Source organism: Salmonella sp. 32020114201800008SM, from assembly GCF_017572025.1.
Taxonomy (GTDB): Bacteria; Pseudomonadota; Gammaproteobacteria; order Enterobacterales; family Enterobacteriaceae; genus Salmonella; species Salmonella enterica.
This window is the reverse complement of the sequence record NZ_JAGEQM010000002.1, coordinates 589,950-610,738: the sequence shown is the minus strand read 5'-3', so window position 1 is coordinate 610,738 and position 20,789 is coordinate 589,950. Positions and strand designations below refer to the sequence as shown.

At 54.3% G+C, this 20,789-nt stretch carries 15 protein-coding genes; 7 read left to right on the top strand and 8 right to left on the bottom strand.

Annotation, left to right across the window (positions count from 1 at the left end):
* Nucleotides 1–38 precede the first annotated feature (38 nt).
* The gene (acnB, locus tag J4613_RS08880; RefSeq protein WP_145980416.1) at nucleotides 39–2,636 is read right to left on the bottom strand and encodes a bifunctional aconitate hydratase 2/2-methylisocitrate dehydratase; all 2,598 of its coding nucleotides are present in this window, start codon (nucleotides 2,634–2,636) and stop codon (nucleotides 39–41) included.
* A 388-nt stretch (nucleotides 2,637–3,024) separates the two neighbouring features.
* Between acnB and J4613_RS08875 the strand changes: the two genes are divergently transcribed.
* Both J4613_RS08875 and J4613_RS08870 read left to right on the top strand, forming a co-directional pair.
* Nucleotides 3,025–4,647, top strand: coding sequence for a DUF3300 domain-containing protein (locus J4613_RS08875; protein ID WP_111742460.1), 1,623 nt, complete (start codon nucleotides 3,025–3,027; stop codon nucleotides 4,645–4,647).
* 12 nt (nucleotides 4,648–4,659) lie between these two features.
* Nucleotides 4,660–5,451: a DUF2950 family protein gene (locus tag J4613_RS08870; RefSeq protein ID WP_080191978.1), complete on the top strand. Its 792-nt coding sequence runs from the start codon at nucleotides 4,660–4,662 to the stop codon at nucleotides 5,449–5,451.
* Nucleotides 5,452–5,488: 37 nt separating this feature from the next.
* Here the strand turns inward: J4613_RS08870 and J4613_RS08865 are convergent, their stop codons facing one another.
* From J4613_RS08865 to pdhR, 5 genes are all read right to left on the bottom strand, one after another.
* Nucleotides 5,489–5,773 (bottom strand): hypothetical protein, encoded by a 285-nt coding sequence (locus J4613_RS08865; protein ID WP_017465627.1) that lies wholly within the window; start codon nucleotides 5,771–5,773, stop codon nucleotides 5,489–5,491.
* A gap of 288 nt (nucleotides 5,774–6,061) precedes the next feature.
* Nucleotides 6,062–7,486 (bottom strand): dihydrolipoyl dehydrogenase, encoded by a 1,425-nt coding sequence (lpdA, locus tag J4613_RS08860; protein ID WP_001519338.1) that lies wholly within the window; start codon nucleotides 7,484–7,486, stop codon nucleotides 6,062–6,064.
* Nucleotides 7,487–7,687: 201 nt separating this feature from the next.
* Entirely contained in the window at nucleotides 7,688–9,577 is a 1,890-nt protein-coding gene (aceF, locus tag J4613_RS08855; protein ID WP_000963594.1) for a pyruvate dehydrogenase complex dihydrolipoyllysine-residue acetyltransferase, read from the bottom strand.
* A gap of 14 nt (nucleotides 9,578–9,591) precedes the next feature.
* On the bottom strand, nucleotides 9,592–12,255 hold the full coding sequence (gene aceE, locus J4613_RS08850; RefSeq protein ID WP_000003852.1) for a pyruvate dehydrogenase (acetyl-transferring), homodimeric type: 2,664 nt from the start codon (nucleotides 12,253–12,255) through the stop codon (nucleotides 9,592–9,594).
* Between the two features lie 159 nt (nucleotides 12,256–12,414).
* Nucleotides 12,415–13,179 carry a pyruvate dehydrogenase complex transcriptional repressor PdhR gene (gene pdhR, locus J4613_RS08845; protein WP_000331771.1) on the bottom strand — a complete coding sequence of 255 codons (765 nt, stop codon included), beginning with the start codon at nucleotides 13,177–13,179 and terminating at the stop codon, nucleotides 12,415–12,417.
* A gap of 562 nt (nucleotides 13,180–13,741) precedes the next feature.
* Here pdhR and aroP point away from each other — a divergent pair.
* From aroP to J4613_RS08830, 3 genes are all read left to right on the top strand, one after another.
* Nucleotides 13,742–15,115 carry an aromatic amino acid transporter AroP gene (gene aroP, locus J4613_RS08840; protein WP_198871418.1) on the top strand — a complete coding sequence of 458 codons (1,374 nt, stop codon included), beginning with the start codon at nucleotides 13,742–13,744 and terminating at the stop codon, nucleotides 15,113–15,115.
* Nucleotides 15,116–15,278: 163 nt separating this feature from the next.
* Nucleotides 15,279–16,685 (top strand): MFS transporter, encoded by a 1,407-nt coding sequence (locus J4613_RS08835; protein ID WP_000357540.1) that lies wholly within the window; start codon nucleotides 15,279–15,281, stop codon nucleotides 16,683–16,685.
* The gene (locus J4613_RS08830; RefSeq protein WP_023210551.1) at nucleotides 16,685–17,635 is read left to right on the top strand and encodes a family 43 glycosylhydrolase; all 951 of its coding nucleotides are present in this window, start codon (nucleotides 16,685–16,687) and stop codon (nucleotides 17,633–17,635) included. The genes J4613_RS08835 and J4613_RS08830 overlap by 1 nt, the downstream gene beginning before the upstream one ends.
* A gap of 91 nt (nucleotides 17,636–17,726) precedes the next feature.
* On the opposite strand, the gene ampE is transcribed toward J4613_RS08830, so the two are convergent.
* Together ampE and ampD are read right to left on the bottom strand one after the other, a co-directional pair.
* The gene (gene ampE / locus J4613_RS08825) at nucleotides 17,727–18,581 is read right to left on the bottom strand and encodes a beta-lactamase regulator AmpE (protein WP_000172039.1); all 855 of its coding nucleotides are present in this window, start codon (nucleotides 18,579–18,581) and stop codon (nucleotides 17,727–17,729) included.
* A complete protein-coding gene (gene ampD, locus J4613_RS08820; protein ID WP_000936326.1) occupies nucleotides 18,578–19,141 on the bottom strand; it encodes a 1,6-anhydro-N-acetylmuramyl-L-alanine amidase AmpD in 564 nt (187 codons plus the stop codon). The genes ampE and ampD overlap by 4 nt, the downstream gene beginning before the upstream one ends.
* An 87-nt stretch (nucleotides 19,142–19,228) precedes the next feature.
* Here ampD and nadC point away from each other — a divergent pair, with 87 nt between their 5' ends.
* On the top strand, nucleotides 19,229–20,122 hold the full coding sequence (nadC, locus tag J4613_RS08815; RefSeq protein ID WP_111742462.1) for a carboxylating nicotinate-nucleotide diphosphorylase: 894 nt from the start codon (nucleotides 19,229–19,231) through the stop codon (nucleotides 20,120–20,122).
* A 221-nt stretch (nucleotides 20,123–20,343) separates the two neighbouring features.
* The gene (ppdD, locus tag J4613_RS08810) at nucleotides 20,344–20,781 is read left to right on the top strand and encodes a prepilin peptidase-dependent pilin (RefSeq protein ID WP_020839588.1); all 438 of its coding nucleotides are present in this window, start codon (nucleotides 20,344–20,346) and stop codon (nucleotides 20,779–20,781) included.
* Nucleotides 20,782–20,789 lie beyond the last annotated feature (8 nt).

Genomic DNA, 20,789 nt, shown 5'->3' with positions numbered 1-20,789 from the left:
AAGCGCCATTCGGGCCCGGAAATCCGGGCCCGTCTCTGTTACACCGCAGTCTGGAAAATCACGCCGTCCGCTTTCTCGGTGTACTGAGAAAGCTGGTCAAAGTTCAGATAACGGTAAGTATCCACCGCCGTCTTATCTACCTGCGCCACAAAGGTCTGGTACTCTTCCGGCGTCGGCAGTTTGCCGATAAGCGCTGCCACCGCCGCCAGCTCCGCAGAAGCCAGGAAGACGTTCGCACCGGTACCTAAACGGTTCGGGAAGTTACGGGTAGAGGTGGAGACCACCGTCGCGCCGTCGGCCACACGCGCCTGGTTACCCATACACAGGGAACAGCCCGGGATCTCGATACGCGCCCCGCTCTTACCAAACACGCTGTAGTAGCCTTCTTCGGTGAGCTGCGCGGCGTCCATACGAGTTGGCGGCGCCACCCACAGGCGGGTTGGCAACTGGCCTTTGTGGCTATCCAGCAGCTTACCAGCCGCGCGGAAGTGGCCGATGTTGGTCATGCAGGAACCGATGAACACTTCGTCGATCTTCTCGCCCTGCACGTCAGACAGCAGACGCGCGTCGTCCGGATCGTTCGGCGCACAGAGGATTGGCTCTTTGATATCCGACAGATCGATGTCGATCACCGCCGCGTACTCTGCGTCAGCATCGGCTTCCAGCAGTTGGGGGGCCGCCAGCCATTTTTCCATGCCCTGGATACGGCGTTCCAGCGTACGACGGTCGCCGTAGCCTTCGGCGATCATCCACTTCAGCAGGACGATGTTGGAGGTCAGGTATTCAACAATCGGCTCTTTGTTCAGCTTGATGGTACAACCGGCAGCGGAACGCTCGGCGGAAGCATCGGTCAGCTCAAACGCCTGCTCCACTTTCAGATCCGGCAGACCTTCGATTTCCAGGATGCGGCCAGAGAAGATGTTTTTCTTGCCTTTCTTCTCAACGGTCAGCAGGCCCTGTTTGATGGCGTACAGCGGAATCGCATGAACCAGATCGCGCAGGGTGATGCCCGGCTGCATTTTGCCTTTGAAGCGCACCAGCACGGATTCCGGCATATCCAGCGGCATCACGCCGGTCGCGGCAGCAAACGCCACCAGACCAGAGCCCGCCGGGAAGGAGATACCGATCGGGAAACGGGTATGGGAGTCGCCGCCGGTACCCACGGTATCTGGCAGCAGCATACGGTTCAGCCAGGAGTGAATCACGCCGTCGCCCGGACGCAGAGAGACACCGCCACGGTTCATAATGAAGTCTGGCAGCGTGTGGTGCGTGGTGACGTCAACCGGCTTCGGATAGGCTGCGGTGTGACAGAACGACTGCATGACCAGATCGGCGGAGAATCCCAGACAGGCCAGGTCTTTCAGCTCATCGCGGGTCATCGGGCCGGTAGTATCCTGAGAACCGACGGAGGTCATTTTCGGTTCGCAGTACGCGCCCGGACGGATACCTTTCACGCCGCAGGCGCGACCGACCATTTTCTGCGCCAGCGAGAAGCCACGGCTGCTTTCCGCCACGTCTTTTGCCTGACGGAAAACGTCTGAGTGCGGCAGCCCCAGCGCTTCACGCGCTTTGGTGGTCAGGCCACGGCCGATAATCAGCGGGATACGACCACCAGCACGCACTTCGTCGATCAGCACGTCGGTTTTCAGTTCGAAGGTTGCCAGCAGTTCATCGGTTTCATGATTGCGCACTTCGCCTTTGTACGGGTAGACGTCAATCACATCGCCCATATTCAGGTTAGAAACGTCAACTTCGATTGGCAGTGCGCCCGCATCTTCCATAGTGTTAAAGAAGATAGGCGCAATTTTGCCACCGAGGCACAGACCGCCGCCGCGCTTGTTCGGCACGTTCGGGATGTCATCGCCCATGAACCACAGCACGGAGTTGGTCGCGGATTTACGGGAAGAACCGGTGCCCACCACGTCGCCCACGTAGGCCAGCGGGTAGCCTTTTTTCTGCAATGCTTCGATTTGTTTGATGGGGCCGACAACGCCTGGCTGATCCGGCTCAATGCCTTCACGGGCGTTTTTCAGCATCGCCTGCGCATGTAACGGGATATCCGGTCTCGACCACGCATCCGGCGCCGGAGAGAGATCGTCGGTATTCGTTTCGCCGGTCACTTTGAAAACGGTGACGGTGATTTTTTCCGCCAGCGGCGGACGGCTCAGGAACCATTCGGCGTCGGCCCAGGATTGCATCACCTGTTTGGCATATTCATTGCCCGCTTTGGCTTTCTCTTCTACGTCGTAGAAGTTATCGAACATCAGCAGGGTGTGGGACAGTGCTTTGGCAGCAATCGGCGCCAGTTTCGCATCGTCCAGCGCATCAATCAGCGGATGAATGTTGTAACCACCCTGCATGGTGCCCAGCAGTTCAATGGCTTTTTCTGGGGAGACCAGCGGGGAGGTGGTGTCGCCTTTCGCGACAGCAGCGAGAAAACCGGCTTTAACATAAGCGGCTTCATCTACGCCAGGAGGAACGCGGTTGATCAACAGGTCTAACAGGAATTCTTCTTCGCCCACAGGCGGGGTCTTCAGCAGCTCGACAAGCGCAGCCATTTGGGTTGCGTCTAAAGGTTTTGGCACAATCCCCTGGGCAGCACGCTCAGCTACGTGCTTACGGTATTCTTCTAGCACGACGATATCTCCTCGCTCTCATTGTCATAATGCGGCGCTTTTGTTGATGGGCGATTCTCTTCACGCTCCTGTGAGACAGTAGTTAGTAGGGTAAATGCCCGGTACCGCATAAGGCACAATAACAGGATTTTCTTTAAGTGTTAATCTGTTTACAAAAAAGCAACATAAAAAAGTGGCTGAATCGTTAAGGATGGTCTAATGCTCTACTGAGACGGGAGCTGCAGCCATAAATGCTTACCTCATTTCGTGCTTTGATCGTCATGTAACGTTACCGATCCCAACATTAGCTAAAAATTAAACTATCGTCCCTTTATACTCACGCCAAACTGCACCCCGTCGGCGGCAGGCATAATGACCATAGCGATTCTCTGGAACCGGGAGAGATAAAATGACGTTGCCCTTTAAACCCCATCTCATTGCCCTTGTGTGCAGTGCCGGGTTATTTGCCGCTTCGGGCGTACTGTATGTTAAAAGCCGCGCTCCCGAAGCGCCCGCGCAGGCGGCAGCTCCCGCCCCTGAGCCAACGCAGACCGCTGTGCCCGCGCCTGTCGCGAAAACGACCTTTACCACTGCGCAAATAGATCAATGGGTCGCGCCTGTCGCGCTTTATCCCGATGCCCTGCTTTCGCAGGTGCTCATGGCCTCCACCTACCCGGCGAACGTAGTTCAGGCCGTCCAGTGGTCGCGAGATAACCCCACGCTGCAGGGCGATGCCGCTATTCAGGCGGTGGCCAGCCAACCGTGGGACCCCAGCGTCAAATCGCTGGTCGCCTTTCCCCAGTTGATGGCGCTTATGGGCGAGAATCCTCAATGGGTGCAAAACCTGGGCGATGCGTTCTTAGCCCAGCCACAGGATGTGATGGATGCGGTGCAAAGGCTGCGCCTGCTCGCTCAACAAACCGGTTCGCTAAAATCCACGCCACAGCAAACCGTCACCAGCGTGCCGAAGTCCAGCGCTTCTACCGCCGTCACGACGACAACCACCACATCCGCCAGTACGCCAGCGACACCGTCGACCGTTATAAAAATTGAACCCGCGAATCCGCAGGTGGTGTACGTGCCGAACTATAACCCCGCGACGGTGTATGGCGCCTGGCCCAATACCGCTTATCCGCCGGTGTATTTACCGCCCCCTCCGGGGCAGCAGTTTGCCGACAGTTTTGTTAAAGGTTTTGGTTATAGTCTGGGCGTCGCCACCACCTATGCGTTGTTCAGCAGCATAGACTGGGATGATGACGATCATCACCACCATGACGACGACCACCATGATGATGATTACCATCATGGTGGTAACGGTTATCAACATAATGGCGATAATATCAACATCAATGTCAATAATTTCAACCGGATATCCGGGCAAAACCTGCCGGGCCAAACGATGGGCTGGCAGCATAATCCCGCCTGGCGCAATGGCGTCCCCTATCCGAATAATACCGTTGCGCAACGGTTCCATCCCACCAATGTTAGCGGCGGGTTAAGCGCAACGCAGCAAGCGCCAGTGTCTCGCGACAGTCAGCGCCAGGCGGCCATGACGCAATTTCAACAGCGCAGCCATACATCACCCGCTAACCTGTCAGGCGAGACATCCCGCGACAGACAGCGCAAAGCGGCATCGCAGCAGTTAAATCAAATTGCCCAGCGTAATAATTACCGTGGCTATGACGGAACACAAAACAGCAGTCGTCGCGAGGCGGCGCAGCAGACACTGAATAAATCCACCACGCAGCAGCATCGTCCCGAGCTGAAGGCTAAAGCCCAGCAGCACCCTGTTTCACAACAGCAGAGAGACACCGCCCGCCAGCGTATTGAATCCTCTACGCCACAGCAGCGTCAGGCATTTCGCCAGAATATGCACGCCAATGTGTTTAGCGGGAACGACAGTCGATCGCCGTCATGGCAATCGCAACAGCTACGCGGCCTGGAAAGCCGTCGCGGCAGTCACTTAAACACCGAGCAACGCGCCGCCGCGCGGGAACATTTTTCTGAACATCATGAATTTCATCGCCGTTAACCGGAGCAGATAATGAAAAAGGTTATGTTAAGCGCTCTGTTACTGTCGTTACCCTTGCTGGGCTACGCGCAGGAACGGTTCCCCTCCCCGGAAGCGGCCGCCAGCGCCTTCGCCGCGGCGGTAGCCGGAAAAAACGAAACGCAGCTTACCGCGCTACTGGGCGATGACTGGCGGCAATTTCTGCCGCCGGAAGGTGCCGATCCCGAGGCCGTGGCCCGCTTCAATCGTGACTGGCGCGAAGGCCATCGCATTGTACAAAAAGACAATACGGCGTACCTGAATGTCGGACGAGAAGACTGGCAGCTCCCGGTGCCCATGGTGAAAGAGACTGGCGGCTGGCGCTTTGATATGGCGGCAGCCGGGAATGAGATCCTCACCCGTACTATTGGGCGAAATGAACTTTCTACCTTACAGGCCATGCATGCTTACGTTGATGCGCAGCAGGATTATTACTTACAAAACCATCGCTGGGCGCACAGGATAATCAGTAGCGAAGGCCAAAAAGATGGCCTGTACTGGCCAACCAAAGCAGGCGACGTCCCCAGTCCGTTAGGCCCAAACTTTAGCCCCGCAGCGCCAGACGAGGGTTACCACGGCTACCATTTCCGTATTATCAGCGATAACGACGGTCACGGCGCGGCGCTTCTGGCCTGGCCGGTGCATTACGGCGAAACCGGGGTGATGAGTTTTATGGTCAACCAGGACGATCGTATTTATCAGGCGGATTTAGGCAAGGAGACGGAGAGTAAAGTTCAGGCTATCACGCGTTTTGCGCCAGACGCGCAATGGCAGGTCGCCGAATAACCCGTAAGCGCCTGGCGTTATCGCCAGGCCGTGATCATTAGCCCTGATGCGGCATTAATTCCGGGTGGCCTTGTACCGGCGGCTTGTTGCTGGTCAGCGCGGCTTCATCAGCCTGAATGCTGCCGGAATTAGCCGCCCATACGCCTTCATGCGTGTGGGTGATCTGCTGATGCTGCGCATTCAAATCCTCGCCCATTGCCGCAATATGCGTGCTTTCCGTACCGCCGCTGTTAGTCGCCCAGGGGATGACGGGATCGCTGGCAAATGCCATGCCGGAAACCAACGTCGCGGTTAGCGCTGCTGTTGTCAGAAAAAGTTTCATATATCAAACCTCATAATTAGCTCGCTATTATTTTATAGCGTTACCAATTTCAGGATAATGACAAAGTAAGGAGAGGTATTTCTTATGAAACAATTAGTTGGTCGAAAATGACAGACAAAGGCACTACCGACGGCATAAGCTTTGAAAAACGTACTGCTGCGGAAACGATAAATTTTGCGGTTTCGTTATCCTTCGCCATCATTTGACACATCTGATTTGCCATGCATAAAAAAAGCGGCTGTAAAGCCGCTTTTTTGTATCGGGTGGCGCATTGCCACCTACAGAAGATTATTTCTTCTTCGCTTTCGGGTTCGGCAGGTCGGTAATACTACCTTCGAACACTTCAGCAGCCAGACCGACGGACTCGTGCAGCGTCGGGTGCGCATGAATGGTCAGCGCGATGTCTTCCGCGTCACAGCCCATTTCGATCGCCAGACCGATTTCACCCAGCAGCTCGCCGCCGTTGGTGCCGACAATCGCCCCGCCGATCACGCGGTGAGATTCTTTGTCGAAAATCAGTTTGGTCATACCGTCTGCACAGTCAGAAGCGATAGCACGGCCAGAAGCTGCCCACGGGAAGGTGGCGGTTTCATAGCTGATGCCTTTTTCTTTCGCTTCTTTCTCGGTCAGGCCAACCCATGCCACTTCTGGCTCGGTGTACGCGATAGACGGGATAACTTTCGGATCGAAGTAGTGTTTCTTCCCGGCGATAACTTCAGCGGCAACGTGGCCTTCGTGAACGCCTTTATGCGCCAGCATCGGCTGACCGACGATATCGCCGATAGCGAAGATGTGCGGCACGTTGGTGCGCAGCTGTTTGTCCACGCGGATAAAGCCACGGTCGTCAACTTCCACGCCAGCTTTGCCCGCGTCGAGGTTTTTACCGTTCGGCACACGACCGATCGCTACCAGCACGGCGTCGTAACGCTGCGCTTCAGCCGGGGCTTTTTTGCCTTCCATCGAAACGTAGATACCGTCTTCTTTCGCTTCAACGGCAGTCACTTTGGTTTCCAGCATCAGGTTGAATTTCTTGCTGATGCGCTTGGTGAAGACTTTAACGATATCTTTATCAGCCGCCGGGATAACCTGGTCGAACATTTCAACCACGTCGATCTCTGAACCCAGCGCGTGGTATACGGTACCCATTTCCAGACCGATGATACCGCCGCCCATGACCAGCATACGCTTCGGTACTTCTTTCAGTTCCAGAGCGTCGGTAGAATCCCATACGCGCGGGTCTTCATGCGGAATAAACGGTAATTGGATCGGACGAGAACCCGCCGCGATGATCGCGTTGTCGAAGTTGATCACGGTTTTGCCATTTTCGCCTTCCACTTCCAGGGTGTTCGCCCCGGTGAATTTACCCAGACCGTTGACCACTTTCACTTTACGGCCTTTGGCCATACCCGCCAGACCGCCGGTCAGCTGCGTGATCACTTTCTCTTTCCAGGTACGAATCTTGTCGATATCAGTTTTCGGCTCACCGAAGACGATACCGTGTTCAGCCAGCGCTTTGGCTTCTTCGATAACTTTTGCTACGTGCAGCAGCGCTTTAGAAGGGATACAGCCGACGTTCAGACAAACACCGCCAAGGGTGTTGTAGCGTTCTACAATTACGGTTTCCAGACCTAAATCAGCGCAACGGAAAGCGGCAGAATAGCCTGCCGGGCCCGCCCCAAGTACCACGACCTGAGTTTTGATTTCAGTACTCATCATGACCTCTTTATTTGTATCCGGCGGTCCGGGGTACTTGATCGCCCATCATCCACCGGGTCGTTCTATCCGCCCGTATCTTACAAAATTGTTAACAATTTTGAAACAACAAACGGATCACGAATTATCGCTTTCGCTAATAACCTCACAAAATACATGAGATTATCAAAAAAAAGCCGGCCGTCGGGCCGGCTTTTTCGCTTACATCACCAGACGGCGAATGTCAGACAACATATTGTTGATAATGGTAATGAAACGCGCACCATCAGCACCATCGATCACACGGTGGTCGAAAGAAAGAGAGATAGGCATCATCAGACGCGGCACAAACTCTTTCCCATTCCACACCGGTTCCATCGCCGACTTAGAAACGCCGAGGATAGCCACTTCCGGCGCGTTGACAATCGGCGCAAAGTGGGTAGTTCCCAGGCCGCCGATGCTGGAGATAGTGAAGCAACCACCCTGCATTTCGCCAGCGGTCAGCTTACCATCACGCGCTTTTTTGGAGATGGTGGTCAGTTCACGAGACAGCTCGGTCACGCTCTTCTTATTCACGTCTTTAAAGACCGGAACCACCAGGCCATTCGGGGTATCAACCGCCACGCCGATGTTGATGTATTTTTTCAGGGTCAGACGCTGACCGTCTTCGGACAGAGAGCTGTTGAAGCGCGGCATCTGTTCCAGAGCAGCGGCAACCGCTTTCATGATGAAGACCACTGGCGTGTATTTCACATCCAGTTTGCGCTTCTCAGCTTCGGCGTTCTGCTGTTTACGGAACGCTTCCAGATCGGTGATATCGGTTTTGTCGAAGTGCGTAACGTGCGGGATCATCACCCAGTTACGGCTCAGGTTCGCGCCAGAGATTTTCTGGATACGGCCCAGTTCCACTTCTTCAACTTCACCAAACTTGCTGAAGTCCACTTTCGGCCACGGCAGCATACCCGGGATACCACCGCCCGCAGCAGCCGGCGCAGCTTCCGCGCGTTTGATTGCGTCTTTCACGTAAGCCTGAACGTCTTCGCGCAGAATACGGCCTTTACGACCGGTGCCTTTCACTTTCGCCAGGTTGACGCCAAACTCGCGCGCCAGACGGCGAATCAGTGGGGTAGCGTGAACGTAAGCGTCGTTTTCAGCGAACTCAGATTTGCCTTCCGCTTTGGCAGCCGGAGCCGCTGGCTTCTCAGCTTTCGCCGCCGGAGCCGGTGCCGCCGCTTCCTGTTTAGCCGGAGCGGCCGCAGGCGCTGCGCCTTCTACTTCGAAGACCATAATCAGAGAACCGGTTTTCACTTTATCACCGGTGCTGATTTTGATTTCTTTCACGGTGCCCGCGAACGGCGCAGGAACTTCCATAGAGGCTTTGTCGCCTTCCACGGTGATCAGCGACTGTTCAGCGGCAACTTTATCGCCGACTTTGACCATCACTTCGGTGACTTCAACTTCGTCGCCGCCGATATCCGGTACGTTAACGTCTTTCACGCCCGTCGCTGCTGCTGGAGCAGCCGCAGCCGGAGCGGCTTCCGCTTTCGCTGGTGCTGCTGCGCCTGCTTCACCCGCCACTTCGAAGACCATAATCAGAGAGCCGGTAGAGACTTTGTCGCCGGTGTTCACTTTGATCTCTTTCACGGTACCTGCAAACGGAGCAGGAACTTCCATAGAGGCCTTGTCGCCTTCGACGGTGATCAGCGACTGTTCAGCTTCAACGGTGTCGCCCACTTTCACCATCACTTCAGTCACTTCAACTTCGTCACTGCCGATATCCGGAACGTGAACGTCTTTCGCCGCTGCCGCAGCAGGTGCTGCTGCCGGAGCCGCTTCTTTCTTCTCTTCTGCCTTAGCAGGTGCAGCGTCAGCTGCACCGTCGGCGGAATCGAAAATCATGATAAGTGCACCGGTCTCAGTTTTGTCGCCGACAGAGACTTTGATCTCTTTCACGACGCCAGCCTGCGGAGACGGGACTTCCATAGAGGCTTTGTCGCCTTCTACGGTGATCAGCGACTGTTCAGCTTCCACTTTGTCGCCCACTTTGACCAGAATCTCGGTGATTTCAACTTCATCTGTCCCGATGTCCGGTACTTTGATTTCGATAGCCATTATTCTTTTACCTCTTACGCCAGACGCGGGTTAACTTTATCTGCATCGATGTTGAATTTGGTAATCGCATCCGCTACCACTTTCTTGTCGATTTCGCCACGTTTAGCCAGTTCGCCCAGCGCTGCGACAACCACATAAGAAGCATCAACTTCGAAGTGGTGACGCAGGTTCTCACGGCTGTCGGAACGACCGAAGCCATCCGTACCCAGTACGCGATAGTCGTCAGCCGGTACGTAAGTACGAACCTGCTCGGCGAACAGTTTCATATAGTCAGTAGATGCCACTGCCGGAGCGTCGTTCATCACCTGAGCGATGTACGGTACGCGCGGGGTTTCCAGCGGGTGCAGCATGTTCCAGCGCTCACAATCCTGACCATCACGCGCCAGTTCGGTGAAGGAGGTTACGCTGTACACGTCAGAACCTACGCCGTAGTCTTTCGCCAGGATCTGTGCCGCTTCACGCACGTGACGCAGGATAGAACCGGAGCCCAGCAGCTGAACTTTACCTTTGCTACCTTCAAGGGTTTCGAGTTTGTAGATACCTTTACGGATACCTTCCTCGGCACCTGCTGGCATGGCCGGCATGTGGTAGTTTTCGTTCAGGGTGGTGATGTAGTAGTAAACGTTCTCTTGTTTCTCACCGTACATACGCTCCAGACCATCATGCATGATGACAGCCACTTCGTAAGCGTAAGCCGGGTCGTAAGAGATACAGTTCGGGATAGTCAGCGACTGAATGTGGCTGTGACCATCTTCGTGCTGCAGACCTTCGCCGTTCAGCGTAGTACGACCGGAAGTCCCGCCGATCAGGAAGCCGCGAGCCTGCTGGTCGCCAGCCTGCCAGCACAGGTCGCCGATACGCTGGAACCCGAACATGGAGTAGTAGATATAGAACGGGATCATCGGCAGATCGTTGGTGCTGTAAGAGGTCGCCGCAGCCAGCCAGGATGCGCCTGCGCCCAGCTCGTTGATACCTTCCTGCAGAATCTGGCCTTTCTCGTCTTCTTTGTAGTAAGCAACCTGCTCACGGTCCTGCGGGGTGTACTGCTGGCCGTTCGGGCTGTAGATACCAATCTGACGGAACAGACCTTCCATACCGAAAGTACGCGCTTCGTCGGCGATGATCGGCACCAGGCGATCTTTGATCGACTTGTTCTTCAGCATCACGTTCAGAGCACGCACGAAAGCGATAGTGGTGGAAATCTCTTTGCTTTGCTCTTCCAGCAGCGCGCCGAAATCTGAAAGTTGAGGCAGCTCTAACTTCTCGGTGAAGTTCGGCTGACGGCTTGGCAGGTAGCCATGCAGCGCCTGACGGCGTTCATGCAGGTACTTGTGTTCTTCAGAACCTTCCGGGAAGGTAATGTACGGCAGTTTTTCGAGATCAGCATCGGCAACCGGCACGTTGAAACGATCGCGGACGTAACGCACGCCGTCCATGTTCATTTTCTTAACCTGGTGAGCGATGTTTTTACCTTCCGCGGTGTCACCCATGCCGTAACCTTTAATGGTATGGGCCAGGATTACGGTCGCTTTGCCTTTGGTTTCCTGCGCTTTTTTCAGTGCCGCGTAAACTTTCTTCGGATCGTGACCACCGCGGTTCAGCGCCCAAATCTGCTCGTCAGTCCAGTCAGCCACCAGCGCGGCGGTTTCCGGATATTTACCGAAGAAGTGCTCACGTACGTAAGCGCCGTCTTTGGATTTGAAGGTCTGGTAGTCACCGTCAACGGTTTCGTTCATCAGCTGGATAAGCTTACCGCTGGTGTCTTTACGCAGCAGTTCATCCCAACGACCGCCCCACATGACTTTGATCACGTTCCAGCCAGCACCTGCAAAGATGCCTTCCAGTTCGTTAACAATCTTGCCGTTACCGGTGACCGGGCCATCAAGACGCTGCAGGTTACAGTTGATAACAAAGACCAGGTTGTCCAGTTTTTCACGGGTGGCGATGGTGATCGCGCCTTTGGATTCCGGCTCATCCATCTCGCCGTCGCCGAGGAAGGCGTAAACGGTCTGTTTAGAGGTATCTTTCAGGCCACGGTGTTCCAGATATTTCAGGAATTTCGCCTGGTAGATAGCACCGATTGGGCCCAGCCCCATAGAGACGGTCGGGAACTGCCAGAATTCCGGCATCAGTTTCGGGTGCGGATAGGAAGAGAGGCCATTGCCGTGAACTTCCTGACGGAAGTTATCCATCTGTTCCTGGGTCAGACGACCTTCCAGGAACGCGCGAGCGTAGATGCCCGGAGAGATGTGGCCCTGGAAGTACACCAGGTCGCCGCCATCCTGTTCGTTGCGCGCACGGAAGAAATGGTTGAAACAGACATCATAGATCGTGGCGGAAGACTGGAAGGACGCCATGTGGCCGCCCAACTCAAGGTCTTTTTTAGACGCGCGCAGCACGGTCATGATGGCGTTCCAGCGGATCGCAGAACGAATGCGACGTTCCAGCTCCAGATTGCCCGGGTATTCCGGTTCGTCTTCAACGGCAATAGTGTTGATGTAATTACTGGCCCCTGCGCCTGCCGCGACTTTCACGCCGCCTTTACGAGCTTCAGAAAGCAGTTGGTCAATCAGATACTGAGCGCGCTCAACACCTTCTTCACGGATGACCGATTCGATCGCCTGTAGCCAGTCGCGAGTTTCGATCGGATCCACGTCATTTTGGAAACGTTCTGACATGGGGGTATTCCTTATCTATCTAATACGTTGAGTTATCTGGAACCTGTCCCATTAAACTTTCGTGAGAAAGCTTAATAAGACAGGTTCTGCGTTTAGTTGCCGCGCACATTTTTGCGCGTTATTCACAACATCTTCTGGTTAACGTTCTGCCAGAAAAAACTAATTCTTGCGCTGTTCCAGGCGGCGTAAAGCGCGTTCACGACGGCTCTCCTCACGGCTTCTGTCCAGCATAATCTCTTCGATAAACGCCAGATGTCGGTGTGACGCTTCACGCGCTTCTTCTGGTTTTCCGGCCATAATGGCTTCAAATATACGGGTGCGATGCGTACTCACCAGCGGCAGCATCTCCCGACGCGCATACAGCAATTCGAAGTTCTGCCGCACGTTTTGCGCCAGCATCGGCTCCATACACCTTAGCAGATGAAGCAATACCACGTTGTGCGCCGCTTCGGTGACGGCGATTTGATACTGGAGCACGGCTTCGGACTCGGCATCCAGATCGCCGGACTCTTGCGCCAGCTCAATAGCATGGTGCAGCTCGCGAATACGGTCTTTATCTTCATCGGTGCTGCGCAGCGCCGCGTAATAAGCCGCAATGCCTTCCAGAGCATGGCGCGTTTCGAGCAGGTCAAACTGGGATTCAGGGTGATCGGAGAGCAGTTCCACCAGCGGGTCGCTAAAGCTCTGCCACAGGCTGCTCTGCACGAAGGTTCCGCCGCCCTGACGACGAAGCAACAATCCCTTCGCTTCGAGACGTTGAATCGCCTCGCGCAAGGAGGGACGGGAGACGTCGAACTGTTTTGCCAGTTCACGTTCCGGTGGGAGTTTTTCTCCGGGACGCAATGTTCCCTCAAGGATTAAAAACTCCAGCTGCTGCTCGATCACATCGGAGAGTTTTGGTTGGCGGATTTTGCTGTAGGCCATGATTTCCTGTCTTAAGCCATTTGCCCGGAGTCAATTGGTCTTACCAATTTCATGTCTGTGACGCTAAAGTAACAAAGTATTCACCTTCTGTCCATACAGGTTTTGATTGAAATCAGTAAAGGAGGCACATTTTAACAATTTTACAGAAATCATGTTTCAAAACTGTAACTGTGCACAAATGTTAAATTTACCCACCTGGAGGTAGATTTAACGTATTTGAAACGATAAAAAATCTCATCTGAACCGATTCAACAGTAGATTAAATGCATTTTTATGCATAAATAATGAATAAAAACAAATTAACATCTGTAAGGGAAAATAAAAGGAGGTATTTACAAGTGCTTTCTTTTTACGCAACTCGTCATCACCCCTGCACAAAGCAGGTGCATTCGCGGCCACATACCATTATTCTGATCAAGACGAAAGAGTTGAAGTGACATTTAAAAAAACGAATCTGTAAATAAATCAATACAAAAAGCGGAATTGCAAACTTACACACGCACTACTGCATCGTTCAAAATAAGCGCGTTATGAATAAACCGCGCCCGATACACGAGGTTTTATAATGGACAGTCAGCAGCACGGCGAGCAGCTCAAGCGCGGCCTGAAAAACCGCCATATTCAGCTTATCGCATTGGGCGGCGCGATAGGGACAGGCTTGTTCCTGGGAAGCGCCTCCGTTATTCAGTCGGCGGGGCCAGGAATTATCCTGGGCTATGCGATTGCAGGCTTTATTGCCTTTCTGATTATGCGCCAGCTGGGGGAGATGGTGGTTGAAGAACCGGTCGCCGGCTCTTTTAGCCACTTCGCCTATAAATACTGGGGCGGCTTTGCCGGATTCGCTTCCGGCTGGAACTACTGGGTGCTGTACGTATTAGTTGCCATGGCGGAACTGACCGCAGTGGGTAAATATATCCAGTTCTGGTATCCGGAGATCCCCACCTGGACTTCTGCGGCAGCCTTCTTTGTGATTATCAACGCCATCAACCTGACCAACGTTAAAGTGTTCGGTGAGATGGAGTTTTGGTTCGCCATTATTAAAGTGATCGCCGTCATCGCTATGATTCTGTTCGGCGCGTGGTTACTCTTCAGCGATACCGCTGGTCCGCAGGCCACCGTGCGCAACCTGTGGGAACAGGGCGGCTTTCTGCCGCATGGCTGGACCGGGCTGGTGATGATGATGGCCATTATTATGTTTTCGTTCGGCGGACTGGAGCTGGTAGGGATCACCGCCGCTGAAGCCGATAACCCGGAACAGAGCATCCCCAAAGCCACTAATCAGGTTATCTATCGCATCCTGATTTTTTATATCGGCTCGCTGGCGGTTCTGCTTTCGCTGCTGCCATGGACTCGCGTCACCGCCGATACCAGCCCATTTGTCCTTATCTTCCATGAGCTGGGCGATACGTTTGTCGCCAATGCGCTGAATATCGTGGTTCTCACCGCCGCGCTATCGGTTTATAACAGCTGCGTTTACTGCAACAGCCGTATGCTGTTCGGTCTGGCCCAGCAGGGAAATGCGCCGAAAGCGCTGCTGAACGTCGACAAACGCGGCGTGCCGGTGAGCTCCATTTTGGTTTCCGCCGTCGTGACGGCGTTGTGCGTGCTGCTCAACTACCTGGCCCCAGAGTCCGCATTCGGACTGCTGATGGCGCTGGTGGTCTCCGCGCTGGTCATTAACTGGGCGATGATTAGCCTTGCCCATATGATGTTCCGTCGCGCGAAACAGCAGCAGGGCGTGAAAACCCGCTTCCCGGCCCTGTTTTATCCGTTCGGCAATGTTCTCTGCCTGCTGTTTATGGCGGCGGTATTGATCATTATGCTGATGACGCCAGGTATGGCGATCTCCGTGTGGCTGATTCCGGTATGGCTGCTCATCCTGGGCGTCGGCTACCTGTGTAAAGAAAAAACGGCAAAAACGGTGAAAGCCCACTGATCGTGACGTTACTTTTCCGCCCTCCCCGTCCGGGGAGGGTGTTATCTGCCTCACAGTTTCCCACGTATAACCATTTTATCCATATCAGCGGCGTGATCCTGCTACGCAAAAAAAAGCTCGCAGGCGAATAATTACCGCCATCATCTGATGGGGAGAAGTCTCAATGGATAAGGGCAGACTTTCGGTAAGAGAGAAAATCGGGTATGGCATGGGTGACGCCGGATGTAACATTATTTTTGGCGCTATCATGCTGTTTGTTAATTATTTTTATACGGATATTTTTGGTCTTGCCCCGGCGTTAGTCGGTGTTTTACTCCTTTCAGTACGCGTTATCGATGCCGTTACCGATCCGGTGATGGGCGCGCTTGCCGATCGTACCCAAAGTAAATATGGTCGTTTCCGCCCCTGGCTACTGTGGATTGCATTTCCCTACGCGCTGTTCAGCGTGCTGATGTTCACGACGCCGGACTGGGGCTATAACAGCAAAGTTGTCTATGCTTTCGTCACCTATTTTCTGCTTTCCGTGACCTACACCGCCATCAATATTCCCTATTGCTCACTGGGCGGCGTGATCACCAACGATCCAAAAGAGCGCGTGGCCTGTCAGGCTTATCGCTTCGTGTTAGTCGGCATCGCGACGCTGTTGCTATCGTTAACGCTATTGCCGATGGTGGACTGGTTTGGCGGCGGCGACAAAGCCAAAGGCTATCAGTTGGCGATGACCGTGCTGGCGATTATCGGCATGGGTATGTTTCTGTTCTGCTTTGCCAGCGTCCGCGAACGCGTCCGCCCTGCCGTTCCGACGCACGATGATATGAAGAATGATTTCAAAGATGTGTGGAAAAACGATCAATGGGTACGCATTCTGCTATTGACCTTATGTAACGTCTGCCCGGGGTTTATCCGTATGGCGGCGACCATGTATTACGTCACCTGGGTGATGGGACAAAGCACCCATTTCGCTACGCTTTTTATTAGTCTTGGCGTGGTCGGTATGATGATCGGCAGTATGCTGGCAAAAGTCTTAACCGATCGCTGGTGTAAATTGAAGGTATTTTTCTGGACCAATATTGCGCTGGCGATTTTCTCCTGCGCGTTCTATTTCTTTGATCCGAAAGCCACCGTGATGATAGTGGCGCTCTACTTCCTGCTCAATATTCTGCATCAGATCCCTTCCCCGCTGCACTGGTCGCTGATGGCGGACGTCGATGATTACGGCGAATGGAAAACCGGCAAACGCATTACCGGTATCAGCTTCTCCGGTAACCTGTTCTTCCTCAAGCTGGGCCTGGCGATTGCCGGGGCGATGGTCGGCTTTTTGCTCTCCTGGTACGGTTATGACGCCAGCGCTAAAGCGCAAAGCGCCTCGGCGATGAACGGTATTATGCTGTTGTTTACCGTTATCCCCGGCGTTGGCTATCTGATTACCGCAGGCGTGGTACGTCTGCTGAAAGTTGACCGTGAACTGATGAAAAAAATCCAGGACGATTTGGAAAAACGTCGCACTAATTACCGCGAATTGAGTGAGTTGCAGGAGCTCAACGCCGCTGAAAGCGTAAGGAAAGCCTGATGGCAAACTGGCCAAACCCGTTTATTGAACAACGTGCCGATCCGTTTATTTTACGCGACGGCAGCGATTACTACTTTATTGCCTCCGTACCGGAATATGACAGGCTGGAAATCCGCCGGGCTGATTCGCTGGAAGGGTTGCGCGCCGCCGACCCCGTTGTCGTCTGGCGCAAACCGGAAAGTGGCCCGATGAGCCAGCTCATCTGGGCACCGGAAATGCACCGCATCAACGGCAAGTGGTACATCTATTTTGCCGCTACCCATACTCAAGCGCTTGATAAGCTGGGAATGTTCCAGCATCGCATGTTTACCCTGGAGTGCGCCGATGCCGACCCACTCACCGGCAAGTGGACGGAGAAAGGTCAAATTAAAACACCGTTTGATACCTTCGCCCTCGATGCCACCACTTTTTATCATCAGGGAAAGCAGTGGTATCTGTGGGCGCAAAAAGCGCCGGATATTGCCGGTAACTCAAATATTTATCTGGCTGAACTGGAAAATCCGTGGACGATTAAAGGCGAGCCGGTAAGACTCAGTAAGCCAGAGTACGACTGGGAGTGTCGGGGTTTTTGGGTTAACGAAGGTCCGGCCGTCGTGGTGCATGGCGACAAGCTGTTTATTAGCTATTCGGCCAGCGCCACCGATGAAAACTACTGTATGGGATTACTGTGGATTAACGTAAACGACGATCCGCGCGATCCGGCCAACTGGCATAAATCACCGCGCCCGGTCTTTACCACCAGCTATGAAAATCGCCAGTATGGGCCGGGACACAACAGCTTTACGCAAACGCCGGAAGGTGAAGATGTACTGGTGTACCACGCGAGAAATTACACCGAAATTGAAGGCGATCCGTTGTACGATCCCAACCGCCATACGCGTCTGAAACGGGTGCGCTGGGACGAAAACGGGATGCCTGATTTTGGCGTGCCGCCAGCCGATACGATCTAAGCCGTTGCACTGCCCGGTGGCGTTAACGCTTACCGGGCCTACAGATTTTTCCATTGTAGGCAGCATAAGCGTTAGCGCCATCGGCACAACATTACACTAATGCCCCATAAATGGTGAGCAACGCAATAATCACCACCACCACAAACGAGGCCTTCTTCGCCATCGACACCGCCGCTTTGGGGGTTTCTACTTTGTCAGTATGCGGTTCGCGCGCCAGTGAGAACTGCGCCAGACGTGTGAGCACCTGATATTGCGAAGTATGCAGATCCGCCAGCGAGGCAAACCAGGCCGGCAACGCTTTCTCGCCATGCCCCAGTAATGCATACACTACGCCCGCCAGACGTACCGGAATCCAGTCCAGCACATGAAGAATAGCGTCAATGCCGGATTGCAAACGCTGGTGCGGCGTCTGATAGCGCGCCAGCCAGGTCTGCCAGGCCCGTAAAAACGCATAGCCCACCAGCGTTACCGGCCCCCACGGACCGCCAACGATAAACCAAAATAGCGGTGCGAGGTAAAAACGGAAATTTATCCATAACAACGCATTTTGCAGCTCACGCAAAAATTCACGCTCATTACAATCCGGCGGCACGCCGTGAATCAGCGTAAGCTCGCTGGCCATCGCCTCGCAAGGATGCGGATCGTTACGGGACGCCGCTTTCAGCCAGGCGTGATAATGTACTCGCACTTTGCCCGCGCCGATACACAGCACGCCCAGGAGAATCCACACCACCAGCGTCGGCACGTTAAATAGCAGCCCTTTTAGCGCCTGGAGCAGTAGAAAAGTCACCACCATCGCGATCGCCGTCATTCCCATCGTGCGCAACATCGAAAAATGCGTAATCCGACGGAATAGCGCCTCCAGCCGATGATCGAGCTGCCAGTGCTCGCCCAGCTTAAACAGGCGCTCGACAATCAGCACCAGTAATGTCGTAAACAGCGTCATGTCATCTCCTTGTGCGACGAGAGGGCTACCAAAGCGCGAAAGCGCGGCCAGTCAAAGGCAGGGCCAGGGTCCGTTTTGCGGTCAGGCGCAATGTTGCAGTGTCCGGTCATATTGTCGGCGATCGCCGGATAGCAAGCGATAAGCGTGCGCGTCACGGCGGCTAGCTGCTGATACTGCGCATCGGTATAAGCCAGCGTATCCGTCCCCTCCAGCTCAATACCAATGGAGAAATCATTACAACGTTCCCGCCCCTGATAGTTTGATACGCCCGCATGCCACGCACGCTTATCAAAAGGCACATACTGGACAATTTCACCGTCGCGACGAATCAGACAATGGGCCGAAACACGAAGATGAGCGATTTCTGCAAAAAAAGGATGGGCGTCTGGATCTATCGTTCCGGTGAATAATGCATCGATCCACGGACCGCCAAACTCGCCGGGGGGCAGGCTAATATTATGCACCACCAGCAAGGACGGTTTTTCGTCATCCGGACGGCAATCATAATGCGGAGAAGGGACGCGTCGCGCCTCTACCAACCAACCCTTATCTGGCAACATGCGGAGTCTCCTTTTGAGTGGTGCTTATAGCTGCTTCAGAGTAGCATGTTTCTACCTTATGATTCGTTAGCAATTTGGAGTTTTATCATGCCGCCTCGCCGTTATAACCCAGACGACCGACGTGACGCGCTACTGGAACGCATTAATCTCGATATCCCTGCCGCCGTTGCTCAGGCGCTGCATGAAGATTTAGGTGGAGAAGTCGATGCTGGCAACGATATCACCGCGCAACTTTTGCCGGCAGATACGCAAGCCCATGCCACGGTGATCACTCGTGAAGACGGCGTTTTCTGCGGCAAGCGCTGGGTTGAAGAGGTCTTCATCCAACTGGCGGGCGATGATGTGCGCCTCACCTGGCATGTCGATGACGGCGACGCCATTCACGCCAACCAAACAGTGTTTGAACTGAACGGCCCGGCTCGCGTATTGCTGACCGGCGAGCGCACGGCGCTAAACTTTGTCCAGACCCTTTCCGGCGTCGCCAGTGAAGTACGCCGCTACGTTGGACTGCTGGCTGGCACCCAAACCCAGTTGCTCGACACGCGTAAAACGCTGCCGGGTCTGCGCACCGCGCTCAAATATGCGGTTTTATGCGGCGGCGGCGCCAATCATCGTCTGGGCCTCACTGACGCGTTCCTGATTAAAGAAAACCATATTATCGCCTCCGGTTCGGTTCGTCAGGCGGTGGAAAAAGCGTTCTGGCTACATCCGGACGTGCCGGTAGAAGTCGAGGTCGAAAATCTGGATGAACTGGACGATGCGCTGAAAGCAGGCGCGGATATTATCATGCTGGATAATTTCAACACCGACCAGATGCGCGAGGCGGTGAAACGCGTCAACGGCCAGGCGCGGCTGGAAGTATCCGGCAACGTCACCGCGGAAACCTTACGCGAATTTGCTGAAACCGGGGTGGATTTCATCTCCGTTGGCGCGCTGACCAAGCACGTACGCGCGCTCGATCTCTCCATGCGTTTTTGCTGATCCTCTCCGCCCGATGGCGCTGCGCCGTCGGGTCTATAAATCACCTGTCCGTAGATCCGCGTCGTGATTCGGTAAAATATTCGTAGCGCCTCGCAATAACGTTGCCGTGTCATGTAACGCAGCAAAAATCTTCAGAATCCGCCTTCCCGTTTTACCTTTTGCCGCTCGCCCGCTCTTTCCTCGTTTGCCACAGTAGCGCCAGCTAACTCAAGGAGCGAACAATGGAAAAACAACGCGGTTTCACGCTTATCGAATTGATGGTCGTTATTGGCATCATCGCCATTTTAAGCGCCATCGGCATTCCGGCTTACCAGAACTATCTGCGTAAAGCGGCGCTGACGGATATGTTGCAAACGTTTGTCCCCTACCGTACCGCCGTCGAACTCTGCGCTCTGGAACATGGTGGGACGAGCACATGCGATGCGGGCGTCAACGGTATCCCCTCGCCCGCCATCACCCGTTATGTTTCGGGCATGAGCGTGGAAAAAGGCGTCATCACGCTTACCGGCCAGGAGAGTCTGAGCGGGCTTAGCGTCATCATGACGCCCGCCTGGGACAATGCTAACGGCATTACCGGCTGGACGCGTAACTGCAATATTCAAAGCGACAGCGCGTTACAACAGGCTTGTGAAGATGTCTTCCGTTTTGACGCCAACTAAGGAGACAA

What these genes read in the sequence shown, in the direction of transcription:
- ampD (WP_000936326.1), bottom strand. Translation starts at nt 19,141, where the DNA reads ATGTTGCCAGATAAGGGTTGGTTGGTAGAGGCGCGACGCGTCCCTTCT.
- J4613_RS08875 (WP_111742460.1), top strand. Translation starts at nt 3,025, where the DNA reads ATGACGTTGCCCTTTAAACCCCATCTCATTGCCCTTGTGTGCAGTGCC.
- ppdD (WP_020839588.1), top strand. Translation starts at nt 20,344, where the DNA reads ATGGAAAAACAACGCGGTTTCACGCTTATCGAATTGATGGTCGTTATT.
- pdhR (WP_000331771.1), bottom strand. Translation starts at nt 13,179, where the DNA reads ATGGCCTACAGCAAAATCCGCCAACCAAAACTCTCCGATGTGATCGAG.
- ampE (WP_000172039.1), bottom strand. Translation starts at nt 18,581, where the DNA reads ATGACGCTGTTTACGACATTACTGGTGCTGATTGTCGAGCGCCTGTTT.
- J4613_RS08830 (WP_023210551.1), top strand. Translation starts at nt 16,685, where the DNA reads ATGGCAAACTGGCCAAACCCGTTTATTGAACAACGTGCCGATCCGTTT.
- aceE (WP_000003852.1), bottom strand. Translation starts at nt 12,255, where the DNA reads ATGTCAGAACGTTTCCAAAATGACGTGGATCCGATCGAAACTCGCGAC.
- J4613_RS08865 (WP_017465627.1), bottom strand. Translation starts at nt 5,773, where the DNA reads ATGAAACTTTTTCTGACAACAGCAGCGCTAACCGCGACGTTGGTTTCC.
- J4613_RS08835 (WP_000357540.1), top strand. Translation starts at nt 15,279, where the DNA reads ATGGATAAGGGCAGACTTTCGGTAAGAGAGAAAATCGGGTATGGCATG.
- J4613_RS08870 (WP_080191978.1), top strand. Translation starts at nt 4,660, where the DNA reads ATGAAAAAGGTTATGTTAAGCGCTCTGTTACTGTCGTTACCCTTGCTG.
- aceF (WP_000963594.1), bottom strand. Translation starts at nt 9,577, where the DNA reads ATGGCTATCGAAATCAAAGTACCGGACATCGGGACAGATGAAGTTGAA.
- lpdA (WP_001519338.1), bottom strand. Translation starts at nt 7,486, where the DNA reads ATGAGTACTGAAATCAAAACTCAGGTCGTGGTACTTGGGGCGGGCCCG.
- nadC (WP_111742462.1), top strand. Translation starts at nt 19,229, where the DNA reads ATGCCGCCTCGCCGTTATAACCCAGACGACCGACGTGACGCGCTACTG.